The 23,097-nt window shown below is 68.5% G+C and carries 18 protein-coding genes and 1 pseudogene; 7 read left to right on the top strand and 12 right to left on the bottom strand.

Annotated features, from left to right (window positions below):
• The first annotated feature begins 85 nt into the window (after positions 1 to 85).
• Entirely contained in the window at positions 86 to 799 is a 714-nt protein-coding gene (locus ABLE94_RS07350; RefSeq protein WP_348808443.1) for a hypothetical protein, read from the top strand.
• A 322-nt stretch (positions 800 to 1,121) separates the two neighbouring features.
• Here ABLE94_RS07350 and ABLE94_RS07345 read toward each other — a convergent pair whose 3' ends face one another.
• Together ABLE94_RS07345 and ABLE94_RS07340 are read right to left on the bottom strand one after the other, a co-directional pair.
• On the bottom strand, positions 1,122 to 2,378 hold the full coding sequence (locus ABLE94_RS07345) for an HNH endonuclease (protein ID WP_348808442.1): 1,257 nt from the start codon (positions 2,376 to 2,378) through the stop codon (positions 1,122 to 1,124).
• A gap of 447 nt (positions 2,379 to 2,825) precedes the next feature.
• Positions 2,826 to 3,560, bottom strand: coding sequence for a class I SAM-dependent methyltransferase (locus ABLE94_RS07340; protein ID WP_348808475.1), 735 nt, complete (start codon positions 3,558 to 3,560; stop codon positions 2,826 to 2,828).
• Positions 3,561 to 3,650: 90 nt separating this feature from the next.
• On the opposite strand from ABLE94_RS07340, the gene ABLE94_RS07335 reads away from it, so the two are divergent.
• Positions 3,651 to 4,787, top strand: coding sequence for a glycosyltransferase family 4 protein (locus tag ABLE94_RS07335; RefSeq protein WP_348808441.1), 1,137 nt, complete (start codon positions 3,651 to 3,653; stop codon positions 4,785 to 4,787).
• On the opposite strand, the gene ABLE94_RS07330 is transcribed toward ABLE94_RS07335, so the two are convergent.
• Both ABLE94_RS07330 and ABLE94_RS07325 read right to left on the bottom strand, forming a co-directional pair.
• Positions 4,753 to 6,474, bottom strand: a complete 1,722-nt coding sequence (locus tag ABLE94_RS07330; protein ID WP_348808440.1) for an MmpA family trehalose lipid delivery protein — start codon at positions 6,472 to 6,474, stop codon at positions 4,753 to 4,755. The two genes, ABLE94_RS07335 and ABLE94_RS07330, sit on opposite strands and share 35 nt — an antisense overlap.
• 51 nt (positions 6,475 to 6,525) lie before the next feature.
• The gene (locus ABLE94_RS07325) at positions 6,526 to 7,467 is read right to left on the bottom strand and encodes an HpcH/HpaI aldolase/citrate lyase family protein (RefSeq protein WP_348806212.1); all 942 of its coding nucleotides are present in this window, start codon (positions 7,465 to 7,467) and stop codon (positions 6,526 to 6,528) included.
• A gap of 104 nt (positions 7,468 to 7,571) precedes the next feature.
• Between ABLE94_RS07325 and ABLE94_RS07320 the strand changes: the two genes are divergently transcribed.
• Positions 7,572 to 8,852 (top strand): lipopolysaccharide biosynthesis protein, encoded by a 1,281-nt coding sequence (locus ABLE94_RS07320; RefSeq protein WP_348806211.1) that lies wholly within the window; start codon positions 7,572 to 7,574, stop codon positions 8,850 to 8,852.
• Between the two features lie 7 nt (positions 8,853 to 8,859).
• On the opposite strand, the gene pgfA is transcribed toward ABLE94_RS07320, so the two are convergent.
• Complete coding sequence (gene pgfA / locus ABLE94_RS07315; protein ID WP_348806210.1) at positions 8,860 to 10,062, bottom strand: cell envelope lipid trafficking protein PgfA; 1,203 nt, start codon at positions 10,060 to 10,062, stop codon at positions 8,860 to 8,862.
• Between the two features lie 72 nt (positions 10,063 to 10,134).
• On the opposite strand from pgfA, the gene ABLE94_RS07310 reads away from it, so the two are divergent.
• A complete protein-coding gene (locus tag ABLE94_RS07310; protein ID WP_425476155.1) occupies positions 10,135 to 11,454 on the top strand; it encodes an acyltransferase family protein in 1,320 nt (439 codons plus the stop codon).
• 944 nt (positions 11,455 to 12,398) lie between these two features.
• Here the strand turns inward: ABLE94_RS07310 and ABLE94_RS26415 are convergent.
• From ABLE94_RS26415 to ABLE94_RS26410, 4 genes and pseudogenes are all read right to left on the bottom strand, one after another.
• Positions 12,399 to 15,551: pseudogene (locus ABLE94_RS26415) on the bottom strand (alpha-(1->3)-arabinofuranosyltransferase); the annotation flags it as partial.
• Positions 15,552 to 15,612: 61 nt separating this feature from the next.
• On the bottom strand, positions 15,613 to 15,822 hold the full coding sequence (locus ABLE94_RS07300) for a DUF2613 domain-containing protein (RefSeq protein ID WP_348806209.1): 210 nt from the start codon (positions 15,820 to 15,822) through the stop codon (positions 15,613 to 15,615).
• A gap of 206 nt (positions 15,823 to 16,028) precedes the next feature.
• Positions 16,029 to 16,622, bottom strand: a complete 594-nt coding sequence (locus tag ABLE94_RS07295; RefSeq protein ID WP_348808439.1) for a universal stress protein — start codon at positions 16,620 to 16,622, stop codon at positions 16,029 to 16,031.
• A gap of 49 nt (positions 16,623 to 16,671) precedes the next feature.
• Entirely contained in the window at positions 16,672 to 16,887 is a 216-nt protein-coding gene (locus ABLE94_RS26410; protein ID WP_425476154.1) for a hypothetical protein, read from the bottom strand.
• 10 nt (positions 16,888 to 16,897) lie between these two features.
• Here ABLE94_RS26410 and ABLE94_RS07290 point away from each other — a divergent pair, with 10 nt between their 5' ends.
• Both ABLE94_RS07290 and ABLE94_RS07285 read left to right on the top strand, forming a co-directional pair.
• A complete protein-coding gene (locus ABLE94_RS07290; protein ID WP_425476153.1) occupies positions 16,898 to 17,887 on the top strand; it encodes a glycoside hydrolase family 3 N-terminal domain-containing protein in 990 nt (329 codons plus the stop codon).
• 195 nt (positions 17,888 to 18,082) lie between these two features.
• Entirely contained in the window at positions 18,083 to 18,694 is a 612-nt protein-coding gene (locus tag ABLE94_RS07285) for a TetR/AcrR family transcriptional regulator (RefSeq protein WP_348806206.1), read from the top strand.
• A 6-nt stretch (positions 18,695 to 18,700) separates the two neighbouring features.
• Here the strand turns inward: ABLE94_RS07285 and ABLE94_RS07280 are convergent, their stop codons facing one another.
• The 3 genes from ABLE94_RS07280 to ABLE94_RS07270 all read right to left on the bottom strand — a co-directional run bounded on the left by ABLE94_RS07280 (position 18,701) and on the right by ABLE94_RS07270 (position 21,530).
• Positions 18,701 to 19,087, bottom strand: coding sequence for a nitroreductase family deazaflavin-dependent oxidoreductase (locus ABLE94_RS07280; RefSeq protein WP_348808438.1), 387 nt, complete (start codon positions 19,085 to 19,087; stop codon positions 18,701 to 18,703).
• Positions 19,088 to 19,233: 146 nt separating this feature from the next.
• Complete coding sequence (locus ABLE94_RS07275; protein ID WP_348808437.1) at positions 19,234 to 20,148, bottom strand: MaoC family dehydratase; 915 nt, start codon at positions 20,146 to 20,148, stop codon at positions 19,234 to 19,236.
• Complete coding sequence (locus tag ABLE94_RS07270; protein WP_348808436.1) at positions 20,148 to 21,530, bottom strand: 3-oxoacyl-ACP reductase; 1,383 nt, start codon at positions 21,528 to 21,530, stop codon at positions 20,148 to 20,150. Before ABLE94_RS07270 ends, ABLE94_RS07275 begins: the two co-directional genes overlap by 1 nt.
• 106 nt (positions 21,531 to 21,636) lie before the next feature.
• On the opposite strand from ABLE94_RS07270, the gene ABLE94_RS07265 reads away from it, so the two are divergent.
• Positions 21,637 to 22,932: an acetyl-CoA C-acetyltransferase gene (locus ABLE94_RS07265; RefSeq protein ID WP_348808435.1), complete on the top strand. Its 1,296-nt coding sequence runs from the start codon at positions 21,637 to 21,639 to the stop codon at positions 22,930 to 22,932.
• Positions 22,933 to 23,097: the final 165 nt, after the last annotated feature.

The raw sequence follows: 23,097 nt of genomic DNA, 5'->3' as shown, positions 1-23,097 counted from the left end.
TGATTCCCTGCTGATCGGGGGTGAGGCGTTCGGGTGATCGACATGGGTGGCGGATCGGCTGCCGGGGATTTGGCACAATCGGCCCATGAGCCAGCCACCCGGAGAACCGCACGATCCGCGCATACCACCGCAGACACGCGCCTTCGAGCCTGACCAGAACCCTGCCGAGTATCCCGAGTCGGGCTATGTGGGCGCGGGACAACCGGCATACACGCAGCCGGCCTACACACAGGGCGCCTACACCGCGGGGCCGTATGCGGGGGGACCCGGCGGACCTGCCGATCCCGATGGGTCGGGCGGCGGCGGGTCGGGTGGCGGTGGTCGCCGCACGCTGTATCTGGCGTTGGCGGTCGTTGCGGCGCTCGTCATCATCGTGGTGGCGGCCGTACTGATCGTGCGGAGTTCGGGTGGCGATGAATCATCCGCCGCTGCGTCGAGCACGACGACGGTGTCCAGCGAACGCCCGTCGTCGTCTACGACGACCACCACGACGGAGGAGACCACGACCGAGGAGACCACGACGACCACGGAAGCGGCCTCGGGGTCGGTGGTGTATCAGCTCACCGGCAGCGGTGATGTCGCCGGTGTCCGTTATCGCGCGGGCACCGACTTCGCCATCGACCCGGTGACGGCGGCACCGTGGAGCAAGGCCACGCGGGTGGGCGGCGGCACCGCCGAACTCACCGCGGTCGTGCTCCGCGGCCCGGTGACATGCACGATCCTTCAGGGCGAGGAGTTGTTGACCTCGAACACCAGCAACGGAGGCCTACTCCGTTGCGTCGCAGACCTTCCCAACTGAGCGGACCCAACTGGGACGCGCTGGACCGAATCCGATTGCCGCAGCACTCAAATGCCTGCTCATCGTCGGACCCAGGTCCAGATCAGTTGTCACTGTGGAGTTGTCAAGGTACCGATGCGGTCCCGGCCGGAGCCGGGTGCGGGTTGGTTGGTCTGTTGTTAAGCGTGGGCTTTATTGGGCGCTGGTAGTGCCCCTAACCAGCTGGTCGATCCGAGCCCCATTGCCCGTTGGTCGAGCCCCTCTGCCCGTCGGTCGAGCCGGTGAGGAGCGCTAGCGACGAGCCGTGTCGAGACCTCGCAAGGCAAGGCTGTAGATCGAATTGTCATGCCACACCCGGCAATCCATCCAACGTCATGGTCCTGCGGTGATAGGACCGCAGCCATCGTCGTTGTGGGTCAACACTTTTCGGTGGAATCAACCAGGGGTGGTGATCGGCTCCCATGACGACGTCCCATCCGTTATGGTGGACGGCGTCATGGCAGGCCGTGCAGAGCAAAGCGCCGTTCTCCAAACAGGTTTCGCCACCGTCAATCCAATGGATGATATGGTGCGCCTGGGTTCGTGAGGGCGGCGCTCCACACTTGATGCACCCTTTGTCTCGGTGTGTCAGCGCTCGTCGTTGGGCCCGGTTGAACAATCGGATGGTCCGTCCGAGTGACAGGGGTACCTCGTCTTTGCTGACGATCATGACGCCGACGGTGGCGTCGCAGCACAGTTTGCGGGCGGTGGCTTCGGTGACCGATCCCATGAACTGCAGGGATGCCAATGAGGGTGTGCCGGTGGGGATGGTGAGGTTGACCAGTTCGGTGGGCATCCGTGGCCCGTCGTCATCGCAGCGCTCGCCTCGGGCGGCGGTGTCGAGGATGATCTCCAGAGCATCGGCACGCATCTGACCTGCGGAACGCGGATCGCGGGACCCGTCAGGCTGGGGCCGTGGCGCCGACAGCACTTCGATCGCGGTCCTGAGTTTCTCCCCGAGCACGGCATGGAGGTCGCCGGTGACGGTGAGTCGTCCGTCATCGGAATCGTGGAAGTCCAGCGTGTTGATGGAACGGTCTTCGCCGGCGGGTAGTCCGTCGGTGTCGTCGGCCTGCTGGTTGCCTCGGCTTTTGGCGTAGTTGCGGATTTCGGCGGGCGTGAACCCGGCGGTCGCGTGGCCGAGGAGGGCGATGCTGTGCGCGTCACGTTCCTCGGCGGTGACGGGTTGTCCGGATCGTTTCTCGATGTGCGCCAATCCTCTCACGATGGCGTCGGCGTGTTCGGCGGACAGCGTGCCCAGCGAGGTGTGGCGGTGTACCCGCTCGATGTCGGGGGTGGTGCCCAGTCGGATCATTCGGGACGCGGAGGCCGGGGCGACACCCCATTCGTGCAGGAGTTCCTGAAGCTTGCGACCCTCGTTCTCCGCCACGCCGAGGTGATCACATTGTCCGACAAGGATGCTGGCATGGTGATCGACGAGGTTGCGGATGAGCAGGATCGCGTGAAGAGCGTACTTTGCGTCTTCACGGGTGAGGCTGCCGTTGGTGTAGTCGAGCTCCGACAACAAGTCGATGGTGATGTCAAGTTCCCCCGATGTCATGTACACCACAGTACGCCTCGTTGGCGGTCGGCGCAAGGCCCGATTTCTCCAATCCTGTTGCTGTGCATAACTTTTCGTCTGTGGATAACTTGTTGTCGGCGGAGTTTTCTTGTCGGTGGGGTGTGGTATGGGGCGTCGCTTTCGCGGGAGGTGTTGTGGTGGTGACGGTTCCAGCGTCATGTCACCTGGTCTCGACCTCGACAAGCTCGGCCCGGCGGACACGACCCTCCGCTTGCGCTCCGGGTCGGCTCGACCGGCGGGAAGAAGTCGGCTCGACCGGCGGGATGGGGCCGACTCGACCGTAATACGAGCGCTGTCAACGGAATACAGAGCGCTGTCAGTGACGAGGAGAGCGCTGTCAACGGAATCCAAAGCGCTGTCAACGCAGAGCGGGGCGCTGTCAACGGAATGCAGAGCGCTGTCAACGGGTTTCGGGAACCCGCGAGCCTACCGCTTCTGCAGTACCACCACGAGATTCGTGGAGAGGACTTCTCGCAGGGCCGGGACGCGAAGAACCCACCACATCCAGGACGGCAGGTACCGGGGAAACGCGGCGATCAGTGTTGTGGTGTCCGAGCGGGACTCGGCCCAACGCAGACCCTGGGTTGCGGTGACCGCGAACAGTGAAGTGCCGTAGAGGTTCTTGGGTGGATGGCCGTGGCGTCGGGTGTACCAGCGCGCGGCGCGGTGACCACCGGCGTAGTGTGTCAGACCCATCTCGTGGCCGCCGAACGGGCCCCACCACAGGGTGTAGCTGACGATCACGATGCCGCCGGGGCGCGTCACCCGCACCATCTCGTCGCACATCTCCCAGGGGGCGGAGGTGTGCTCGACGACATTCGAGGAGAGGGTCACGTCCATCGACCCATCCACGAACGGGAGGTGCTGTCCGGACGCCCGCACGGTTCCGCGGTGCTCGAGGCCGCCGGCGTGCATCTCCGTCGGGTCGGGTTCGACGGCGAGGTAGTGGGCACCCCGGGAGTCGAAGGCGTCGGCGAAGTATCCGGGCCCGCCGCCCACGTCGAGGATCACCGCTCCGTCGAGCCCGTCGGGGGTGAGCGCCTCGACCATGTCCGCGGTGTCACGTGCCAGGGAGCCGTAGAAACGGGCCGGGTCGCTCTGCTCGAACCGGAAGTCGTTGAGCAGACCGGCGGCGCGGCGCAGGGTGGCGAGGGTGCGCATGGCCGGGACGGAGCGGGGTCGGGTCTGCCGGGGCACGCACAGATGCTACCGGCGCGCTCGACCTGCACGAACCGGTACCGTGGAAAGACGATGACCACACCCACCCACGTTCTGCTGCTCTGCTGGCGCGATACACGTCACCCGCAGGGCGGCGGCAGCGAGACCTACCTCGAGCACGTGGGTGCCGAACTCGTCCGGCGAGGTCGCCGGGTCACCTACCTGACCGCGTCGTATCCGGGCGCGGCTCGAGAAGAGTGGCGCGACGGGATGCGATTCCTCCGGGTCGGCGGCCGCATCTCCGTCTACCCGCGCGTCATGGCGATCCTGCTCGCGGGCCGCCTGGGCCGGGGCCCGCTGGCCGACGCCCCACCCGACCTCATCGTCGACACCCAGAACGGTGTGCCGTTCTTCGCCTCCGTCGTCAGTACGGCTCCCACCGTGGTGCTGGTGCATCACTGCCATCGTGAGCAGTGGCCGGTCGCCGGACGCCTCCTCGGCCGGCTCGGCTGGTTCATCGAATCCGTGCTCTCGCCACGAGTGCACCGACGCAACCATTACGTCACCGTGTCGACACCGTCGGCCGAGGAGCTCGACGCGCTCGGCGTCGACCGTCACCGAATCTCGGTTGTCCACAACGGGATCGACCCGGTCCCGGAGGGGCACGCCGACGTCGCGGCACCGAATAAGACCCACCTCTGCGTCCTGAGCAGACTCGTCCCGCACAAGCAGGTGGAGGACGCGCTCATCGTCGTCGCCGCGTTGCGGCGCGAACATCCCGATCTGCACCTCGACGTCATCGGCGACGGATGGTGGTCGGATCGCCTGCACGAGAAGGTGTCTGAGCTCGGCATCGCCGACGCGGTGACCTTCCACGGGCACGTCGACGACCCCGAGAAGCACCGACTGCTCGCTCGCTCGGCCGTGCACCTGATGCCTTCGGCCAAGGAGGGCTGGGGACTGGCCGTGATCGAGGCGGCCCAACACCACACGCCCACCATCGGCTACCGCGCCGCCGGCGGTCTCGCCGAATCGATCGACGACGGGCAGACCGGACTACTGGTGGACGGCATCGACGAACTGATCTCCGCCACACGCAAACTCGTCGACGACCCGGATCTGGCACGCAGGCTGGGAGCCGCGGCCGCGGCCAAGGCGCAGGGCTACTCCTGGCAGAAGACCTGCGATGGAATGGTCAGCGTCCTCGACGCTGCGCGCGAAGCCCGCTGACCGTCGAATACGCGACCGCCACCGCCCCGCCGATCAGCATGGCCGCCCACATCAGGTGCGCGGTCCAGGCCGCCACCCGCGCCGCCGTCGATGCGCTCGGCGATTGCGCTCCCTCGATCCGGATCAGGGTGAGGGAATCCCCACTGAACGTCGGCGTCATCACACCGACTGCGGGTGGCAACGGATCGCCGGACAGGTTGTCTTCCACCAGGACCCAGCCGACCCCCAGGGATCGGAGGCGATCGACGTCGCCCGACCGCAGGGCCGACTCCACCTCGCCCGCCGCCGGTGAGCGCGGGTCGATCACCCGGCCGTCGACCCGCAACTCCCCGGATTCCACGACCGGTGCACGCAGCATCCGGGAGGCCGGATCCAGTGACGCCCCATCGGCATACGGATAATGACGCACCGTTCCCGGCGGCCACAGCGCGACCGCGCCGTCATCGGGTCCGACGATCGCTGCCACCGCCGACCAGTCCGCCGGATACGTCACCGGTGTCACCCGACCACCGACGCCCAAGGCGAGATCGGGGAGCGGCGCCACCACCAGCAGACCCACCGCCGCCAACGCGAAACCCGCAGGCACATAACGCCGAAGACCGCCTACTATGGCCGCGCACGCCACCGCGACGAACGGTACCGCCAGCGCGAGGAACTTCTGGCCGTCCCGCAGCAGCCCGCCGCCGGGGACGGCGCCCACCACCCAGCCGAACGCGTCCCGGCCGGGCCCGACGGCGGTCACCGCCACCACGATCACCACGACCGCGGCCAGCCCGCCCAACGCGCCCACCACGCTCCGATCCGGGGCGGGCAGGCCGGCACGACCCCGCCACAACATCACCGAGCCTGCCACGATCACCACCAACAGACACACCGTCGCCACCGCGGCCCACCAGATGGTGCGGCTCGTCGGTACCGCGTCGGCATTCCAGATGCCACCCAGCCCCAGGGCCGTGCCGACCGGTCCGAGAAAGGGTTCCGAACGTAGTCCGAAGGCTCGAACCCCCAGCGCGCCATCCGAATCCACGCTCGCACCGCCGACGGCCGTCGCCACCAGCCACGGCAACGCCGAACAGCACCACAGCACCAGATACCCGGGCAGGAGTCGGGGTCGCGTCGCGACGGCGGTGACGATCACGACGATCACCGCCAGCACCGACCCGGTCGGTGTCAGCCCGGCCGCCGCCAGCAACCCACCGAATTGGAGCCACCGCGTCGTCGAACGCGGGCGGTCCGCGACGTCGAGGGCGGCCACGACCAGCCAGCCCAACGCCGCATATCCGGCCAGCAGCGACCAGTGCCCCTGGAGAAGACGTTCGGCGACAAAGGGATTCCACACCCCGATGATCGCCGCCGCGACGGCGCCGGAACGCCCGGCCGCGGGCACCAACCGCAGCGCCAGCCGACCGTAACCGACCGCCGCGGCTACCAATGCGCCGAACAGGACAAGACGCACCACGAGCCCACCATCGACGACCGAACTCGCCAGCGCCACAAACCAATCCTGCGGAACCGCACGCGGTGCCAGATCACCGATGCCGAGCGCGGCGTCGGTGACGAACGACCGCGTGGTCGACACCGCATCCCGATACAGCAGATACCCCGGGCCCAGCGCGGGCCCGAGGATCGTCACGGCTGCCACGACGCCCACCAGATACAGCCAGGGCAGCGACCGCGGACGTGCCACGGACCTCGTCTGGACCGCGGTATCCGTCACGACGACAGACGATTCGGACGCTCAGTAGTGATAGGTGTCCGACGGGGCCGCCGCGTGGCCGGGATCGACCACATAGTCGGATTCGGTCACCGCATAGGCGCGGGCGAGTTCCAGGATCTTGGTGGCACGAGCGATGCGCGGCAGATCCGACCCGTTGCGGATCTCGCCGCCCGACTTCTCGAAATCCTCGAAGAACTCACGCGCCCAACTGATGTCATCCGGCGACGGCGACAGGCCCTCGTTGACAGGGGCGCACTGATCGGGCGTCAGGCAGATCTTGCCGGTCATGCCGAACTCGACGCTGACCGCGGTGGCCTCGGTCAACTTCAGTGCGCCCGACCCGACCGTCGGCCCGTCGATCGCGCTCGGCAGATGAGCGGCCTTGGCGGCGATGGTGAATCGGGACCGGGCGTACGCCAGCGTCAGGGGACTGCCACCGAAACCGGTGTCACGACGGAAGTCGCCGATGCCGAACGCGAGCCGGAAGGTGCCCTTGGCCGTGGCGATCTCGCTGATCCGCTCCAGCCCGCGAGCGGTCTCCACCAGCGCGACGATCGGCACATTCGGCAGGCGTTTGGCGGTCTCGGTGACGTGGTCGACGGACTCGACCATCGCGAGCATCACCCCACCGATCGAGGTCGGCGCCAACGCGTCGAGGTCGTCGGCCCACCACGGGGTGCCGAAACCGTTGATGCGCACCCAGTCACCGGCACCGCCGGGATGATCGTCGGAGGTCTCGCCAAGCCAGCGCACCACGTTCTCCCGGGCGGCCAGTTTGTCCTTCGGGGCGACGGCATCCTCGATGTCGAGGACGACGATGTCGGCGCGCGAGCGGGCGGCCGGCGCGAAGCGCTCGTACTGGGCGCCGTTGACCAGTAGCCAACTGCGGGCGAGAACGGGATCGATACGTGAACCGATGTCGCTCGGGTCGGTCTCCGCGGAGGTGTTCTGCTGGTCGTACATCGTGGCTACTCGTCGCCTTCGGGTCTTGGAACTGCGCAATGATCGCCCACCATCGTTTCACATGTGCCGCGGGGCGCCGGTTCCCGTCGGGCACACTGTTCTGCATGGTGAGTCCGTCCCGGGTGCGTGGCCTCTCGGCCCGTGCGGCGGCCGGGTCGGGCGTCGTGGGCGCACTCGGCTGGGTGGCCGTCGGATCGATGGTCGCCAACGCCGCCGCCTACGTCGTCTACCTCGGTGCCGGCCGGTGGCTGACGCCCGGCGACTACGGACAGTTCGCGCGACTCCTCTCGGCGATGCTGGTTCTCGGTGTGCCCGCGCTGGCGTTGCAGGCGGTGATCGCGCGTGACGTCGTACGTCGAGGACCCACGGGGCACGCCGTCGGGGAGTTCCCGACAGCGCTGCGGTCCCTGACCTGGCGGACGGCCGGATGTGTGGCCGTGCTGGCGGCGATCGGCGTGCCGGTCGTCGCCGCCCTCGCGCACACGGACACCGCCGCGACCGCCGCCGCCCTGGCCACCGCCCCCGTCCTGGTCATCATCGCCGCAGGTCAGGGCGTTCTGCAGGGACGAGGCGAGTTCCGGGCGCTGGCCTGGGTGCTCGGCGCCGTCGGTCTGCTCCGGTCGGTGCCGACGTTGGTGACCTTCGCCCTCGGCGGATCACCGCTCGCCGGACTGCTCGCCGGAACCCTCGGCGCCCTCGCCGCGGCGGCGCTGATCTGGTCGGCGGTCCGATGGGCGGGCGGCCCGGTCGGGGACATCGGAGGCCACCGAGAGGTGGCGCCACCGATCCGCACCGATGCCGACGTGGCCGGGGTGCTGCGTGCCTCGCAGGTGCAACTGGTGCTCGTGGTGGCGATGTCGGTGGATCTGCTGCTGTCCGGGACCGTGCTGAGCGCCGACGACGCCGGCGTGTACGCGCTGGGTGCGGTGGCCACCAAGGCCGCCTTCTGGCTGCCGCAGGCCATCGGCGTCGTGTTCTATCCGCGGTTGGCCGACCCGGCCCGTTCGCGGGAATCGCTGCGGCACGCGGTCGCCGTCGTCGCGGTGATCGGCGCCGCCCTGACCATCGGCGCCGGCGCGGTCGGGCCGCTCGTGCCGATCGTCATCGGCGACGCCTACCGCCCGCTGGTCCCGCTCCTCTGGTTGTTCGCCTACACCGGTTCGGCGATGGCGATCCTGCAGGTGCTGCTGCTCTCCGCGATCGCCGCCGACCGCACCCGCGTCGCGCTGCTCACCTGGGCGGCGGTGCTGATCGAGGCCGTGGTCATCCTCACCGTCGTGCAGTCGGTCCCGGCGCTGGTTCTCACCGCCGCGGTGACGGTGACGGTGGCCGTGGCGGTGACCGGCCGGTTCGTCACCCGGCCGGAACACCGCAGCCGGCAGTGACCTCGCGTCAGCGCCGAACGAACAGCACGATCCCACCGATCATCGCCACGACCCCGAGGACACCGGCCGCGATCGGGACGACGCGACCCCAGATCACCACGGGCGTCCCGAGATCACCCGCGAGATCGGCGAGCCGGTCGCGGGTGTCGCGGTCGTAGGCGAACGTCGCGCTCAGATTGGTCAACCGGAAGTCGGCGAGAGCGGGGTCGGTGAGGCGATAGGCCTGATCGACGGTGATCCGCTGGTCCAGGATGATGCCGGTCGCGTCGTCGACGGCCAGTTCCCACCGCGACGTCTGATGCAGCGTGGCGGTGAGTTCTCGCGCGGGATCCCCGCCGACACCGAACCACGACGCCGGGCGCGTGATCCGGGTGGCCGGGATGCCGTCGGGCAGGCCGGCGTGCACGGCGTCGAGGTCGGTGTCGTCGACGTCGGCGACGAAGCGGGTCGCGCTGCGGCCTGAGACCTGGGTCTCGCCCTGCGCGGTCAGCGGCACCGATCGTCGGGTGGTCGGGTCGAAGAAGGTGCCTGCGGTGTCACTCACCCCGAAGGGCAGCACATACGTGTATCCGTGCCGGTCGGGGGTGGCGACCGGGGCGGCGGTGCTGTCGTACTGGACCTCCGAGCTGCCCTGATCCGGCTGGGCGGAGCGCCGGTCGAGCGTCACACGATCCCGGATCGCCGACAGCGTCGGATCGGTACACGCCGGGCGCCCCTGTGCCGGGGCCTGCTCGGAGCCGGCACGTGCGGCGTCGGCGTCGGTGATTCGGCCGTCCAGCCAGATGCGGTCGGCCTGCACCGATGTCCCCGCCTGCAGCGTCACGACGTCCCGGTCCGACGGCTGCACCGCGACCACGCGTTGCTGACGGACCAGCGTCGCATCCAGCGTGCGGGCCGTCGGCGTGTTGAGCGAACACCGATCGAGGATCGTCGCCGACGGGACGGGGCCGTCACCGCCCGCCGGCGCGTCGGCGGCGGGGACGCTGGTGGCGACGGTGGTGATGTCGGTGGACAGCGGGATCTGCCGGAGCTGCCCGACCAGTAGCGTGGGCAAGGCGATCGCCGCCGCGAGCAGGAATCCGCCGACGAAGATGAGGGTGGGCCCGATCAGATCACGGGTCGACCATCGGTGCGAACCCGCCGGGTGCACCGCCCGTTCGGCGTGGTCCTCGGCCGTCGTCGACGGGTCGGGTGATGGCGTCGACGACATACCGGCGAGGGTACTGATGAGGCCCGGGGCCGGGAGATACGGATCGCCGGTCGCCGCCGGTAACCTGGTGCGATGTCTGACGGTGCCCGGGTCCACGACGGTGCCGGCGCCGGTGCGGAGACCGTGACCGCCGTCGCCGCCCCCGAATACCGACGGTTCTTCCCGCAACTCGAGGGGATGCGGGCCGTCGCCGCGCTGGGTGTGCTGACCACCCACGTCGCATTTCAGACCGGCGCGGTGCGCCTGCCGGTGATCGGTCCGATCCTCGGTCGCCTCGACCTCGCGGTGGCGTTGTTCTTCGCCCTCTCGGGTTTCCTGCTGTGGCGCAACTGGGTCGCCGCCGCACACGGCGCCGCGCTCACCCCGTCGGTGCGCCGCTACCTCCGCCACCGCGTCGTCCGCATCTGGCCCGCATATGTGGTCGTCGTGATCGTGGTGCTGACGTTGCTGCCCGAGGCCCGCGGCGCCGACCTCACGGTGTGGCTGGCCAACCTCACCCTCACCCAGGTGTACGTGCCGCTGTCGTTGACCGCCGGGATGACGCAGATGTGGAGTCTGTCGGTGGAGGTGAGTTTTTATCTGCTGCTGCCGATCCTCGGTCTGGCACTGATGCGGCTGCGCGGCCGCCGCAGTGGCGCGCGCCTGCCGGTCCTGTGCGCCCTGGGGCTGCTGAGCCTCGGCTGGGCGTGGGCGGTCGAGGCGCTGGCGCTGCCCGACGGGGTGGAACCCACCAACTGGGTGATCGGGCACCTGCCGTGGTTCGCCGCCGGGCTGATCCTGGCCGAGGTCACCGGCGCCGACGACCTCGGCGGCACGACGGGGCTGTCCCGCCGGATCAGTGCACTCGGATCGCGGCGCATCCTGATGCTGGCGTTGCTGGTGGTGGCCTACGGGCTGGCGTGCACGCCGCTGGCCGGGCCGACCGGCCTCGGTGATCTCGCGCCGTGGCAGTTCGCCGTCAAGATGGTCCTGGGGGCGGCGTGCGGATTCGCGATCCTCGCACCGTTGGTGTGTGAGGCCCCGTCGGGGCGCACGCCGGCGGTGCGTCGACGCTTCCGATTCCTGACCGCACCGATGATGCTGGCGTTGGGACGCTGGTCCTACGGCATCTTCATCTGGCACGTGGCGGTGCTCGCGGTGGTGTTCGGGCTGTTCGGCATCGTGCCGTTCTCCGGCGACACCCTCCTGGTCTGGTGCCTCACCGTGGTGCTGTCGGTCGGGATCTCGGCCGTCAGCTACGCCTTCGTCGAAGAACCCGCCCGAGACTGGTTGCGCCGCCGCGAGAGTGCCCGCAGACGAGCACCGATCGAATCGACGCGGGCGTCGGCGGGTACGGCCGAGACCACCGCGGAGGCCATCACCAACGACACCGCGACCAACGCCGGCAGCTGAACCCACCACCCGAAACCGTGATAGCCGGTGGGTGAATGCCATGGGCCCGAAGCCAATCCGACGGTGGCGGCCATCATCGCGACGACGGTGCCGCCGACCACCGCACCGGGACGCGTGAGCACGACGACCACCTCGGCGAGGGCGGCGACCAGCACACCCCACCGCCCGGCCAGAATCCAGGACGCACCAAGCCAACTCAGCGCACCGAGTACTGCGGCCGGCCAGGTGCCCGGCATTGCCGCATCCCCTGCGATATCCGCGGTCGCATCGCGCGCCGACGGATCGCCACGCCGTCGCCACACCATCGCGACCACCAGAAGTGCTGCCAGCAGCGCGAATCCGACGACCAGAGACCACCGGTACAGGCTGTCGTAGCGGAACGACAGGGTGACGGTACCCGACGCGCCGGCCGGCACGATCCAACCCTGCTGCCAGCCGTCGACGACGATCGGTGTGAGTGTCCGACCGTCGAGCTGAGCCACCCAGCCCGGATTGGTGCTCTCCGGCACCCGCAGAACACGTTGAGTGGACGCGGAATTCAGCACGATCGACCGTGCCGTCGCCTGCCACTGGGTCACCTCGGGTTCGGTGACCTCGGGCCGCTGCCCCGATCGGGCAGGCGTGGTGGCCGAGCGGCCGAGCCACACGGTCGCCACCGAGAACGCCGCCCCCGGGTTGGCGGAGAGCTCCTGTTCACCGGAACCCAGGCGCACCGGCGTCTGGGCGCACGGTCGGGCGATCACCGGGTCGCCGGCACGCAGCGCGGCGGCAGTGGTGTGCACCGACATCGGAATCACCTGGCCCGACACCGTGATCCCGACGCCGGCGTCGCAGCCGATGTCGATCGGCCGGTTGGTAGCGGTCGAATTCATCAAGGCAGCACCGGGATTGATCTCGACCTCGGCGATGCCGACCGGTGCCGGGCTCGAGAACCCGAGGCTGTTGACGTCGAGGATGTCGGTGCGTTTCTCGATGCGGATCGAGATACGGTCGGTGACCGCCGGGCGCAGCCGCACCACGCCGTCGGCGCCGACCCGGACCCGCTGCGGGCCGGTACCGAGATCCACCGTGATCTCCGTCGGCGCCGCCGGATAATCGGCGGGTCGCACGATGCGCAGCGACGAAACATCCTGCGGGGCAGGAAGAGTGAGAGTGAGGGTGGGTCGATCACGTTTCTTCTCGGGTTCCGCGGCGGTCCACACGGTACCCGGATCGCCGTCGACGGCGGCCTGCGCCGAACCCCGCGGATCGTTGACCTCGGAGGCCCCCGACGCCCGGATGGTGCCGGCCGCTGTGAGCAGCGCGTCCAGGGCGTTACCCGGCCGGGGACGCAGCACCATCACCGGCGCCACATCGACCGGATTCGGCACCGACAGTGCCCGCGTCAGCACGGCCGGTGTCTCCGGGGACACACCCAGGTCCGGCGAGCACCGCACCAGGGGTGTCGCATCCTCGCGGTCCTGTGCCACGCATGCCGACCGTCCCGGGAGTTCCTGTGTGAGAAGCCAACCCGTGACATCCGTGTCGGCCGGAACCTCCGGCAGCACCACCCGGTGCCGGATAGAATGCGGCAGGCCGGAGGCCAGATCGAGGACGCCGACCTCACCGAGTGCGAACTGGTTGCCGGCAGTGCCGTCATCGGTCGAGGCCGCACGGATCTGCACCCACCGGGTGGGGCCGCTCGGTGCGGTGACCGTCACCTCCTCGCCCGGTTCCAGCCCCGAGGCGACCGTGGAGCCGGACTCGGTGGTCACCACCACCGACGTCACATCCGGGCCGAGCGCCTTCGCGGTGGTGATGCGCAGCGCGAGATCGGTTCGCGCAGTGGCGAAATCGAGTCGCATCCACTGGCCGACCGCCGACGTCAAACCACCCGACACCCAGGCGGTCCCGGCGTCGGAGTCGAAGGCGGCGGCCGCGGAACTGGCCGGTGACGTCCGACCCGGCTGGGTGGCGTCGGCGGCCGACGACGACGTCGTCACCCGCACCTGATCCGGTTGATTGTCGAAAAGCCACTGCCCGCGGGTCAGCGGCTGCCCGTCCACCGGGTAGTCGGGCGCGGCGTTCTGGGTCCGACGCGGATCACCCGCGGCACGAATGGCCGAACTGTGATCGTCGACGCGGCCGAAGTCGACCTCGCGATCGGCGGGAGTGTCGGTGATGATCACCGGGCCACGCGGCACACCGGCCCGTTCGGCATCGGCCTCCAACAGCACCGGACCCAACGGTGCCTCACCCAGACGGGCGCGCAGATCATTCAGCACCGCAATCGATTCCGGTCCTCCGGCGATCCGTGGCATCGCGTCGGTGTCGGTCAGCGTCGGGCCGGTGCCGGTGATCGGGGTGACCTGGTAGATCGTGATCGCCCGCATCGGCGGCAGCAGGCCGCCGTCGCGCACCACGCCGTCGACCGTCGGCGGACTCACCATCGGCCCGAACTCCGCCGCGCGCGCCAGACCCGGCGAACCGTCGAGGGCGTGGCGTGCGAGCAGCGGCCGCGCCGACCGCGACGTGTCCGGATTCAGGTCGGCGCGCAACACCACGTAGGCGATGCCCTGCCCGGCCAGTGTCGCCGCCAACCCCGGTGAGGCACGCCCGTCGGCGAGATCGCGCTGCACCGAATCGAGGGCCCGGATGGCACCCGGCGGCGTCAACGGAATCGCGTCCCGCACCGCCCACGGCGTCTGCGCCAGCGGCTGAATCGGCTCATCACGGGTCAGGCCCCACAGCTGATCGGCCGACGGAGCGCCCGGCACCACCAACGCCCGCCGGTCGGTGCCGTCCGCGGACGCACCGTGCTCCTCCAGCCAGGTCGCCGTCTGCTGCCAATAGTTCGGAATCGCCCGGTAGGCGCCCTCCGGTGCGAGGCTGCCGGTCCACATCAGCGAACCGGCGCCGATCAGCGCGACCACGACGGCCACCGCGGCGGCCACCGCCTTCGAACGCTGCGGATTCGCGAACGCCGACAACGACTCCCGCACCCCGACCGCTCCCGGCAACGGAACCCGCGCCAGCAGATGCGCGACACCCAGCACCAGCGGCAGACGCACGAACGGCTCGAACTTGTGGATGTTGCGCAGGAAGGCTCCGGGGCCGTCGAGGAAGACCCGCACAGGCTCCGCGATCGGGGAACCGAGTCCACCGGCGTATCCCGCACACATCAGCACCAGGCCGATACCGAGCACGATCACCCAGCGACGTCGAAACGGCATGTGCCGCATGCACAATCCGGCCAGCCCGGCGGCCGCGAGGGTACCCGTGGCCAGCACCGCGGCCGGCTGCGTCACCAGCACCGCGCCGGCCACCCGCTCATCGGAGACGAACGGCGTCCACGAACTCGTCCCCCGCAACACCTCGGTCAGCGACGTCCACTCGGTGGTCACCCGTGACGACTCGATGAAGTCGAGGAACGGCGGTGACACCCGCGACAGGATCAGCAACGGCACGATCCACCACGCGCAGGCGCACACGCACGCCAGCGCCCACGCAGTGCCGAACCGCGCCCATCGGCGGACATCGGTGCGCGCACACAAACAGAACCACACCACCGCCACGCCCACGGCGGCGAGCGTCGCCACCGCGTTGACCGCCCCCATCAACGCCACCGCCACCGCCGACACCACGGCATGCCGCCACACCGGCACACCATCCCGATGGTCCAGCGCGCGGATCACCGGGACCAGCACCCACGGCGCGAGCATCATCGGCAACGTCTCCGACGAGATCGACCCCAACGTCGTCAGCACCCGCGGACTCAGCACGAAGATCACCCCGGCCAGCACCCGGGACGCCGACGAACCCACCCCGATCGCCTCGGCCAGCCGAACCACCCCGACAAAGCCGACGACCAGCAGCAACGCCCACCACAGACGCTGCGTCACCCACGGCGGCAGATGCGCCAGATCACCGAGAGCGAAGAACGCGCCATGCGCGAAGAAATAGCCGTACGCCTGATTCTGCACCTGACCCATCGGGGCCTGCGGCGTCCACAGATGAGTCGCACGGCCCAGAAAGCCCAGCGAATCGGCAGTGAGATCGAGTTTGGTGTCGGCCGCAATCAGACCCGGCGACTGCAGAAACGAGAACAGCAGGGCCACCACCGCGGCCACACCGATCCCACGACGCCCCAACCGGTCACCCACCGCGATCGGCTACCACTCACTGATTGGCGCCGGCGCCACCCCGGGATCCGTAATCCACCGAACCCTGCACAAAACCACTATTCGGGTTGACGTTGTTCAGATCCGTCGACGGACTCGTCTCCGCCGCCAACAACCCACCGAGGAACACCGCACCCAAACCGACCAGAATGCCGGCGACGGCCACTCCCACGGAGATCGCTCCGGCGGCCAGGCGGTTATTGCGCATGATCACGAAAGTACCAGTGTTCAATGGCGCTCTGCTATTGGCGCCGCCTCCGGCGACGCGGCGTGTGTGCGCCCACCTGCACCGCTCTTCGTCGTCAGCAGCGCCGCTCGCTTCGCTCGCTGGCTGCTTCCTCCTGCATCGCGGCGCGGCGCACACACGGTGCTTGTTGGCGATCGCTCCGCGGATATCCGACGGCCGCGTACCAGTCAGGGCATCACTGGCGGTTGCTTGTCGCAGGTGGCGGGCACCACGAACACCGGCCGATGACAATGCTTCAGAACACGCCCTGCGACACTCGAACGCAGCAACGCCTTGAGGCCCGAGTCGCCGCGGGTGCCGGTGACCAGCAGGTCCACGTCGAGGGTGTCGGCCGCCGACACGAGCGCGCCCCACACGGTGGACTCGACCTCGACGAGGGTTCCGTGTGCCTCGAGTCCCGCCCGCCGGGCCATCTCCACCCCGAGAGCGTTGACCCGCGCGGCCTCGTCCCGCACCGCGTCGTCGACATCCATCTCCAGCGGCGTGGTGTCGACGAACGGCTGAATACCGGCCGACAGGCTCGACAGACGGGCCGGATTGAGGGTTCCCGGCTGCCACGCGGTGACGACGTGCGCCACCGAGGCCTTGAGGAAATGTCCCGCATAGGAGATCGCCCGCTCGGAATTGGCGCCGCCGTCGAAGGCGATCATCACCGATTGGGATGTGGCGGGCGGTGAGGTGGCGGCCTCGGCGCTCTCGTCGGGCCGGCCCGTGCCGGAATCGACGGGGCCGTGGCTGTCGGAAATGGACCGCGCGTCCATTGGCCAAGCGTACATGCCAGACTCATGCCATGGGCTCTGGTCAACGACCTCACCGACGTCGTGTTCGCCGCTTTCGCGAGTTGATGTGCCTGCTCGCCGTCGCCGCGACCGCCGGGATGACGATCACCGCATGTGACACCGACTCCGATTCGACCGCCGCCGGCTCGTCCTCGGCGACCTCGGCCACGTCCTCATCGGCGTACTCGTCGAGTTCGGCGTCCGCGGCGCCCACCTCGATCGTCCCGGTCGGCTGCGGTTCCGACATCGTCGCCGGGATGACGCTGCGTCAGAAACTCGGCCAGTCGATCGTCGTCGGCGTCACCGGCACCGAGGACGCCTACTCCCTGGTGTCCAACGAGCCCGTCGGCGGCATCTTCATCGGCAGCTGGACCGACAAGTCGATCCTCACCAACCCGGCCAACCTGAAACGGATCAACGACGCATCGCGGATCCCGCTGATGGTCACCGTCGACCAGGAGGGTGGCCGGGTGTCGCGGCTGTCGTCACTCGGCATCGACTCGCCCTCGGCGCGCGAGCTCGCCGCGTCGCAGACCCCCGAGCAGGTCCGAGAGCTCGCCGCCCGGATCGGTCGCCAGCTCAAGGCGAAGGGCATCACCGTCGACTTCGCCCCCGACGTCGATGTCAGCGACGAGAGCGACGACGAGGTGATCGGCGATCGTTCGTTCTCCAATGATCCGGAGACGGTGACGACCTACGGTCAGGCCTTCGCCGAAGGGCTCGAATCCGCCGGAATCATGCCGGTGTACAAGCACTTTCCCGGCCACGGCCACGGCTCCGGCGACTCCCACCTCGGTGTGGTGCGCACCCCGCCGCTGTCGCAACTCGAGACCAGCGACCTCGTCCCGTACAAGACGCTGCTGCAGAATCCGGGCAACGCCGGAGTGATGGTGGGGCATCTCATCGTTCCCGGACTGACGGTGGGTGACACCCCCGCGAGCCTGAGCGCCAAGGCGATCGGCATGCTGCGGACCGGACAGCCCTACGGCGGTCCGCCGTTCAACGGCGTCGTGTTCTCCGACGACCTGTCCGGCATGGGCGCCATCAACCAGCAATTCCCGATCAATGTCGCAGTGCAACGTTTCCTCGTGGCCGGTGGCGACATCGCGCTCTGGATCACCACCGACGCGGTTCCGAGCGTGCTCGATCACCTCGAGGCCGCGGTGAAATCCGGACGTCTTCCCGAGCAGAAGGTCAACGCATCGGTCGTGCGGATCCTGCGGGCCAAGGGGCAGCTGACCTGCTGAGAAGCCGTCGGGCCGACGTCGTGGTCGGATGCCGGCCGGGGTGCCCCCGGTGCCCAACCCGCATGCACCTATGCTGTTACGGGTTGTGGAATTGGGCACCCGAGAGCGGGATGCCGGTCACACGTGATCTTACCGAGCGGTAAGATGGTTCGATCCGCCGTTCGGGTGGTGTGATCGAAGTGAGGGGTGACCAGCATGGCCGGCGGTACCAAGCGGCTGCCACGCGCGGTACGCGAACAGCAGATGCTCGACGCCGCGGTGACGGTGTTCGCGGAGAACGGTTATCGCGACACGTCGATGGATTCCATCGCGGCGCACGCGCAGATCAGCAAACCGATGCTGTACCTCTACTACGGCTCCAAGGAAGAGCTGTTCAGTGCGTGTATCGCCCGCGAATCCGGACGCTTCATCGACGCGATGTCCGCTGGCTTCGACCCCAAGCTGCGGCAAAGCGAACAGGCCCGCACCGTGGTCCGCGAATTCCTCCGATTCGTCGACCAGCACCGCGAATCCTGGCGCGTCCTCTACCGCGTGGCCGTCGGCAGCGCGACCTTCGCCGACACGGTCAGCACCAGTCGCCGTCAGGTCGTCGAGATGGTCGCCGAACTGATCCGCCGCGGTACCACCGTCGAGGGTGCCAAGGACATCGACTTCGAACTCACCGCCGTCGCGCTGGTCGGCGCGGGCGAGGCCGTCGCCGACCGGATGAGTGAAGGCGACGTCGACCTCGAGACCGCCACCGATCTGCTGGTCGGCATCACCTGGCGCGGCCTCAAGGGCGTCGGCGTGCACACACCGTTGCAGTGAGTCCGATCAGTTCTTCTCGGTGAGGCGGATGATCGGCAGCACGCGGTCGGTCTTGTCCTGATAGCCCGCGAACCGCGGGTTGTCGCCGATGACCTTCCAGGCGAGTGCGCGTTCCTCGCCGGTGAGTTGCTCGGCATCCACCGCAACGGTGCGGCCGTCGACCTCGATGCGGATCCGGTCCGGATTCCGCCGAATGTTGTGATACCAGCCGGGGTTTCCGGTGGCGCCCGCGGCCGATGCGATGATCAGCCACCCGCCGCTGCCGTCGTCGAACCAGCTCAACGGGTTGGTGCGTTCCTTGCCGGTCTTGGCGCCGACGGTGGTCAGGATCAGTGCCTTGCTGCCGCCGAGCTCGCCCGTCTTCCGGATTCGTTTGCCCACTACGAAATTCATCAGCCGGAACAGCGGGCCGGTCGGTTGGCGGCGGCCCCGGGTTCCGCGTGTGGTGTCAAAATTCATTGTGTCCCATGACTCTCGAGTGCTTCTGGGGGTGAACACCGCGTGCCGACACCTCCCGTGTGTCGGCACGCGGCGACCCCTCACTCGTGGCGCGTCGTCGCGGTCAGATGTGGATATCCCTTGCGCCGGTTGAGGATCGACAGATCGAAGTTGCCCGGCAGGCTCTGTCCGCTGCCCGCGCCGGCGCCGTCGAGACGGTGCACGTACAGATTCACCTTGGCGGGCAACAGAATCGGCTTGCCCCACCGCACCGAATAGGTGACGTCGTCGGGCAGCTGTGCCTCCACGTTGGCGACCGCGGCTGCGGCACTCCACATTCCGTGTGCGATGGCCTTCGGGAATCCGAACGCCTTGGCCGTGAGATCGCCCATATGGATCGGGTTGCGATCACCCGAGGCGGCCGCGTACTCACGGATCTTGCCGAGATCCACCGACAGCACCGCATCCGGCGGAGGTGGCGCCTGCTCCCGGGGTGCCGGTCCACGTGGCTCGTCGGACAGGCTGGTGCGCTGCTGCTTGAGGAAGGTCGCGACCTGCCGGGTCACCAGTTCGGAGCCGACGCTGATCTCCGAGATCATGTCGACGAGAAGGCCTTTGCGATGCTCACGCAGGTTCTCCGCGTGGTTCTCGATGGTGAGCGGCTCGTCGATACCGATCGGGCGCAGCCGGTGGATGCTGTTCTCCAGATGTACCGAACCGACTGCGCCGAACGGGAAGTCGCCGTCGGTCATGATCTTCATGGCGAGCGGGAACTGCAGCACGAACGGGTAGGTGATCGGCAGGGTCGGCCCGAACTGCTGGCCGGTGGCCCGCGTGTAGGCGAGCAGGCGCTCGGCGTCGACGCGGACGTTCTCCAGCCGGTAGCGGCGATCGGGCAGTGGTGTGTCGGGACGTACCGACCCGGATTTCCCGATCACCGGGAGCATCGCGGTCACGGCCTTGGAGTAGATGTCGGCGGTCGACGGCGCCGCGGGCAACGTGATGGTCTTGGTCATCACGCCCCCAGGAAGCCCTGGCCGCACACCCGCACCACGTTGCCGGTGATGGCGTTACTGGCCGGATTGGCAAAGTAGGCAACGGTTTCGGCGACGTCGACGGTCTGTCCACCCTGCTGCAGCGAGCTCATCAGACGGCCCGCCTCGCGGGTGGCGAGAGGAATAGCCGCGGTCATCTTGGTCTCGATGAAGCCCGGTGCGACGGCGTTGATGGTGATGCCCTTCTCGCCGAGGATCGACTTGTAGGCATCGACCAGGCCGATGACGCCGGCCTTGGAGGCACCGTAGTTGGTCTGTCCACGGTTGCCCGCGATGCCGGCGATCGAGGAGACGTCGACGACGGCACCACCCTCGCGGATCGCATTCTTGGCGACCAGCGCATTGACGAGCTGTTGCGGCGCAATGAGATTGACCGAGATCACCGAGTTCCAGCGGGCGTCGTCCATGTTGGCGAGCAGCTTGTCGCGGGTGATGCCGGCGTTGTTGACGATGATGTCGATGCCGCCGTGGCGTTCCAGGGCGTGATCGGCCAGCTTCTCGCCGGCGTCGGGGGCGCTGACGTCGAGCGGGAACGAGGTGCCGCCGACCTTGTTGGCGGTCTGGGCGAGGGCCTCACCGGCCGCCGGGATGTCGGCGCAGATGACGTGGGCACCGTCGCGGGAGAGGACCTCGGCGATGGTCGCGCCGATACCGCGGGCGGCACCGGTGACCACGGCCACCTTGCCGTCGAGGGGCTTGTCCCAGTTCGCCGGGGCGGTGGAGTCGGCCGCGCCGACGCGGATCACCTGGGCGTCGACGAACGCCGACTTCGCCGACAGCACGAAACGCAGCGTCGACTCGAGTCCGGTGAGGCCGGTCTTGGCGTCGGGGGAGACGTAGACCAGCTGCACGGTGGAGCCCTTGAGCAGTTCCTTGCCGAGCGAGCGGGTGAATCCCTCGAGGGCGCGCTGGGCGACGTGCTCCTCGGGATCGGTGATCAGTTCCGGGGTGGTGCCGATGACCAGGAACCGGGCGCACGCGGCGGTCGAGCGCATCGCCGGCTGGAAGAACCCGAAGAGCTGCTCGAGTTCGGCGGGGGAGGTGATGCCGGTGGCGTCGAACACCAGGGCGCCGTACTTGTCGGCGCTGCGGCCGGTGGTGGCGTTCTCGATCAGGGTGTAGTCGGGGTCCGCGAGCAGTTCGCGGAGCGGTTCGATCAGGCGTCCCTGTCCGCCGAGCAGCACGGGGCCGGGCAGCGGCGGCTCGGACGCCTTGTACCGGCGAAGTGCCGGCGGAACGGGCAATCCCGCCTGTTTGGCGATGAACGCGCCGGGTCCGGAGTGAACGAAGCTCGAGTACAGGCCGGTGTTCGCCACGTGAATCTCCTTCAGATCTGTGTGCATGACTCGATGTGATCGGGGACGCTCGGAGTGGAGTGCCGTTCGACATCTAACTTACTCTGGAGTAAGAATACGCTATAGGTACCAACCAACACCTGGGAGATCTCTCGTGGCCTACACACCCAAGACCCGTGCCGAGCGTCCGGTGGCGATCCTCGGCGGCAATCGCATTCCGTTCGCGCGCCAGGACAAGACGTACGCCAAGGTCAGTAACCAAGATATGTTCACCACGGCCCTCGACGGCCTGGTCAGCCGATTCGGCCTGCAAGGTGAACGGCTCGGCATGGTGGCCGGCGGAGCGGTGCTCAAACACTCGCGTGATTTCAATCTCATCCGCGAATGCGTCCTCGGATCGGCGCTGTCGCCGTACACCCCGGCCTTCGACATGCAGCAGGCTTGCGGCACCGGCCTGCAGGCCATCACCGCCGTCGCCGACGGCATCGCCCGCGGCCGCTACGACGTCGCCGTCGGCGGTGGCGTCGACACCACCTCCGACGCCCCGATCGGAATCTCCGAGGGCATGCGCCGCCGGCTGCTCGAGGTGAACCGCGCCCGCTCGACACAGGAACAGATCCTCGGCGTGCTCAAGGTGCTGCCCAAGCTCGGCATTGAGATCCCGCGCAACGGCGAACCCCGCACCGGCATGTCGATGGGTGAGCACGCGGCGATCACCGCCAAGGAATTCGGCATCAAGCGCGCCGACCAGGACGCCCTCGCCGCGGCCAGCCACCAGAAGATGGCCGCCGCCTACGACTCGGGGTTCTTCGACGACCTGATCACTCCCTTCCTCGGCCTCACCCGCGACGCCAACCTGCGCGCCGACTCGACCGTCGAGAAGCTCGCCAAACTCAAGCCGGCCTTCGGTGTCTCCCTCGGCGACGCGACGATGACCGCCGGCAACTCCACCCCGCTCACCGACGGCGCGTCGACGGTACTGCTGTCCAGCGACGAGTGGGCGCAGGAGAAGGGCATCGGCGTCCTCGCCTACTTCGTCGACTCCGAGACCGCCGCCGTCGACTACGTCAACGGGCCCGACGGCCTGCTGATGGCGCCGACCTACGCGGTGCCGCGACTGCTCGAGCGCAACGGACTGACCCTGCAGGACTTCGACTTCTACGAGATCCACGAGGCCTTCGCCTCCGTGGTGCTCGCGACGCTGCAGGCGTGGGAGTCCGAGGAGTACTGCAAGGAGCGCCTCGGCCTCGACGCGGCACTGGGGCCGATCGACCGCAGCAAGCTCAACGTCAACGGGTCGTCGCTGGCGGCCGGGCATCCATTCGCCGCCACCGGTGGCCGGATCGTCGCGCAGGCCGCGAAGCAGATCAAGGAGAACGGTGGGGGCCGTGCGCTGATCTCGATCTGCGCCGCCGGCGGTCAGGGTGTCACCGCGATCATCGAGGGCTGACCTTCAACCCGATCATCAACAAAAAACTGATGAAATGAACCCGGGGGAAAACGGCGGTTGATGTTGTAACGCCGACGAAAGTGCCGTAGATATAACTGTTGTTCCGGTTGAGCTGTCAGACCCCCGACCCGACAGCTCAACCGGAACTTGTGTTTTCTGCGATCG

It is taken from the genome of Gordonia sp. VNK1, from assembly GCF_040049135.1.
Taxonomy (GTDB): Bacteria; Actinomycetota; Actinomycetes; order Mycobacteriales; family Mycobacteriaceae; genus Gordonia; species Gordonia oleivorans.
Note: the sequence above shows the minus strand (reverse complement) of the source record. Positions and strands in the feature narration are given on the sequence as shown.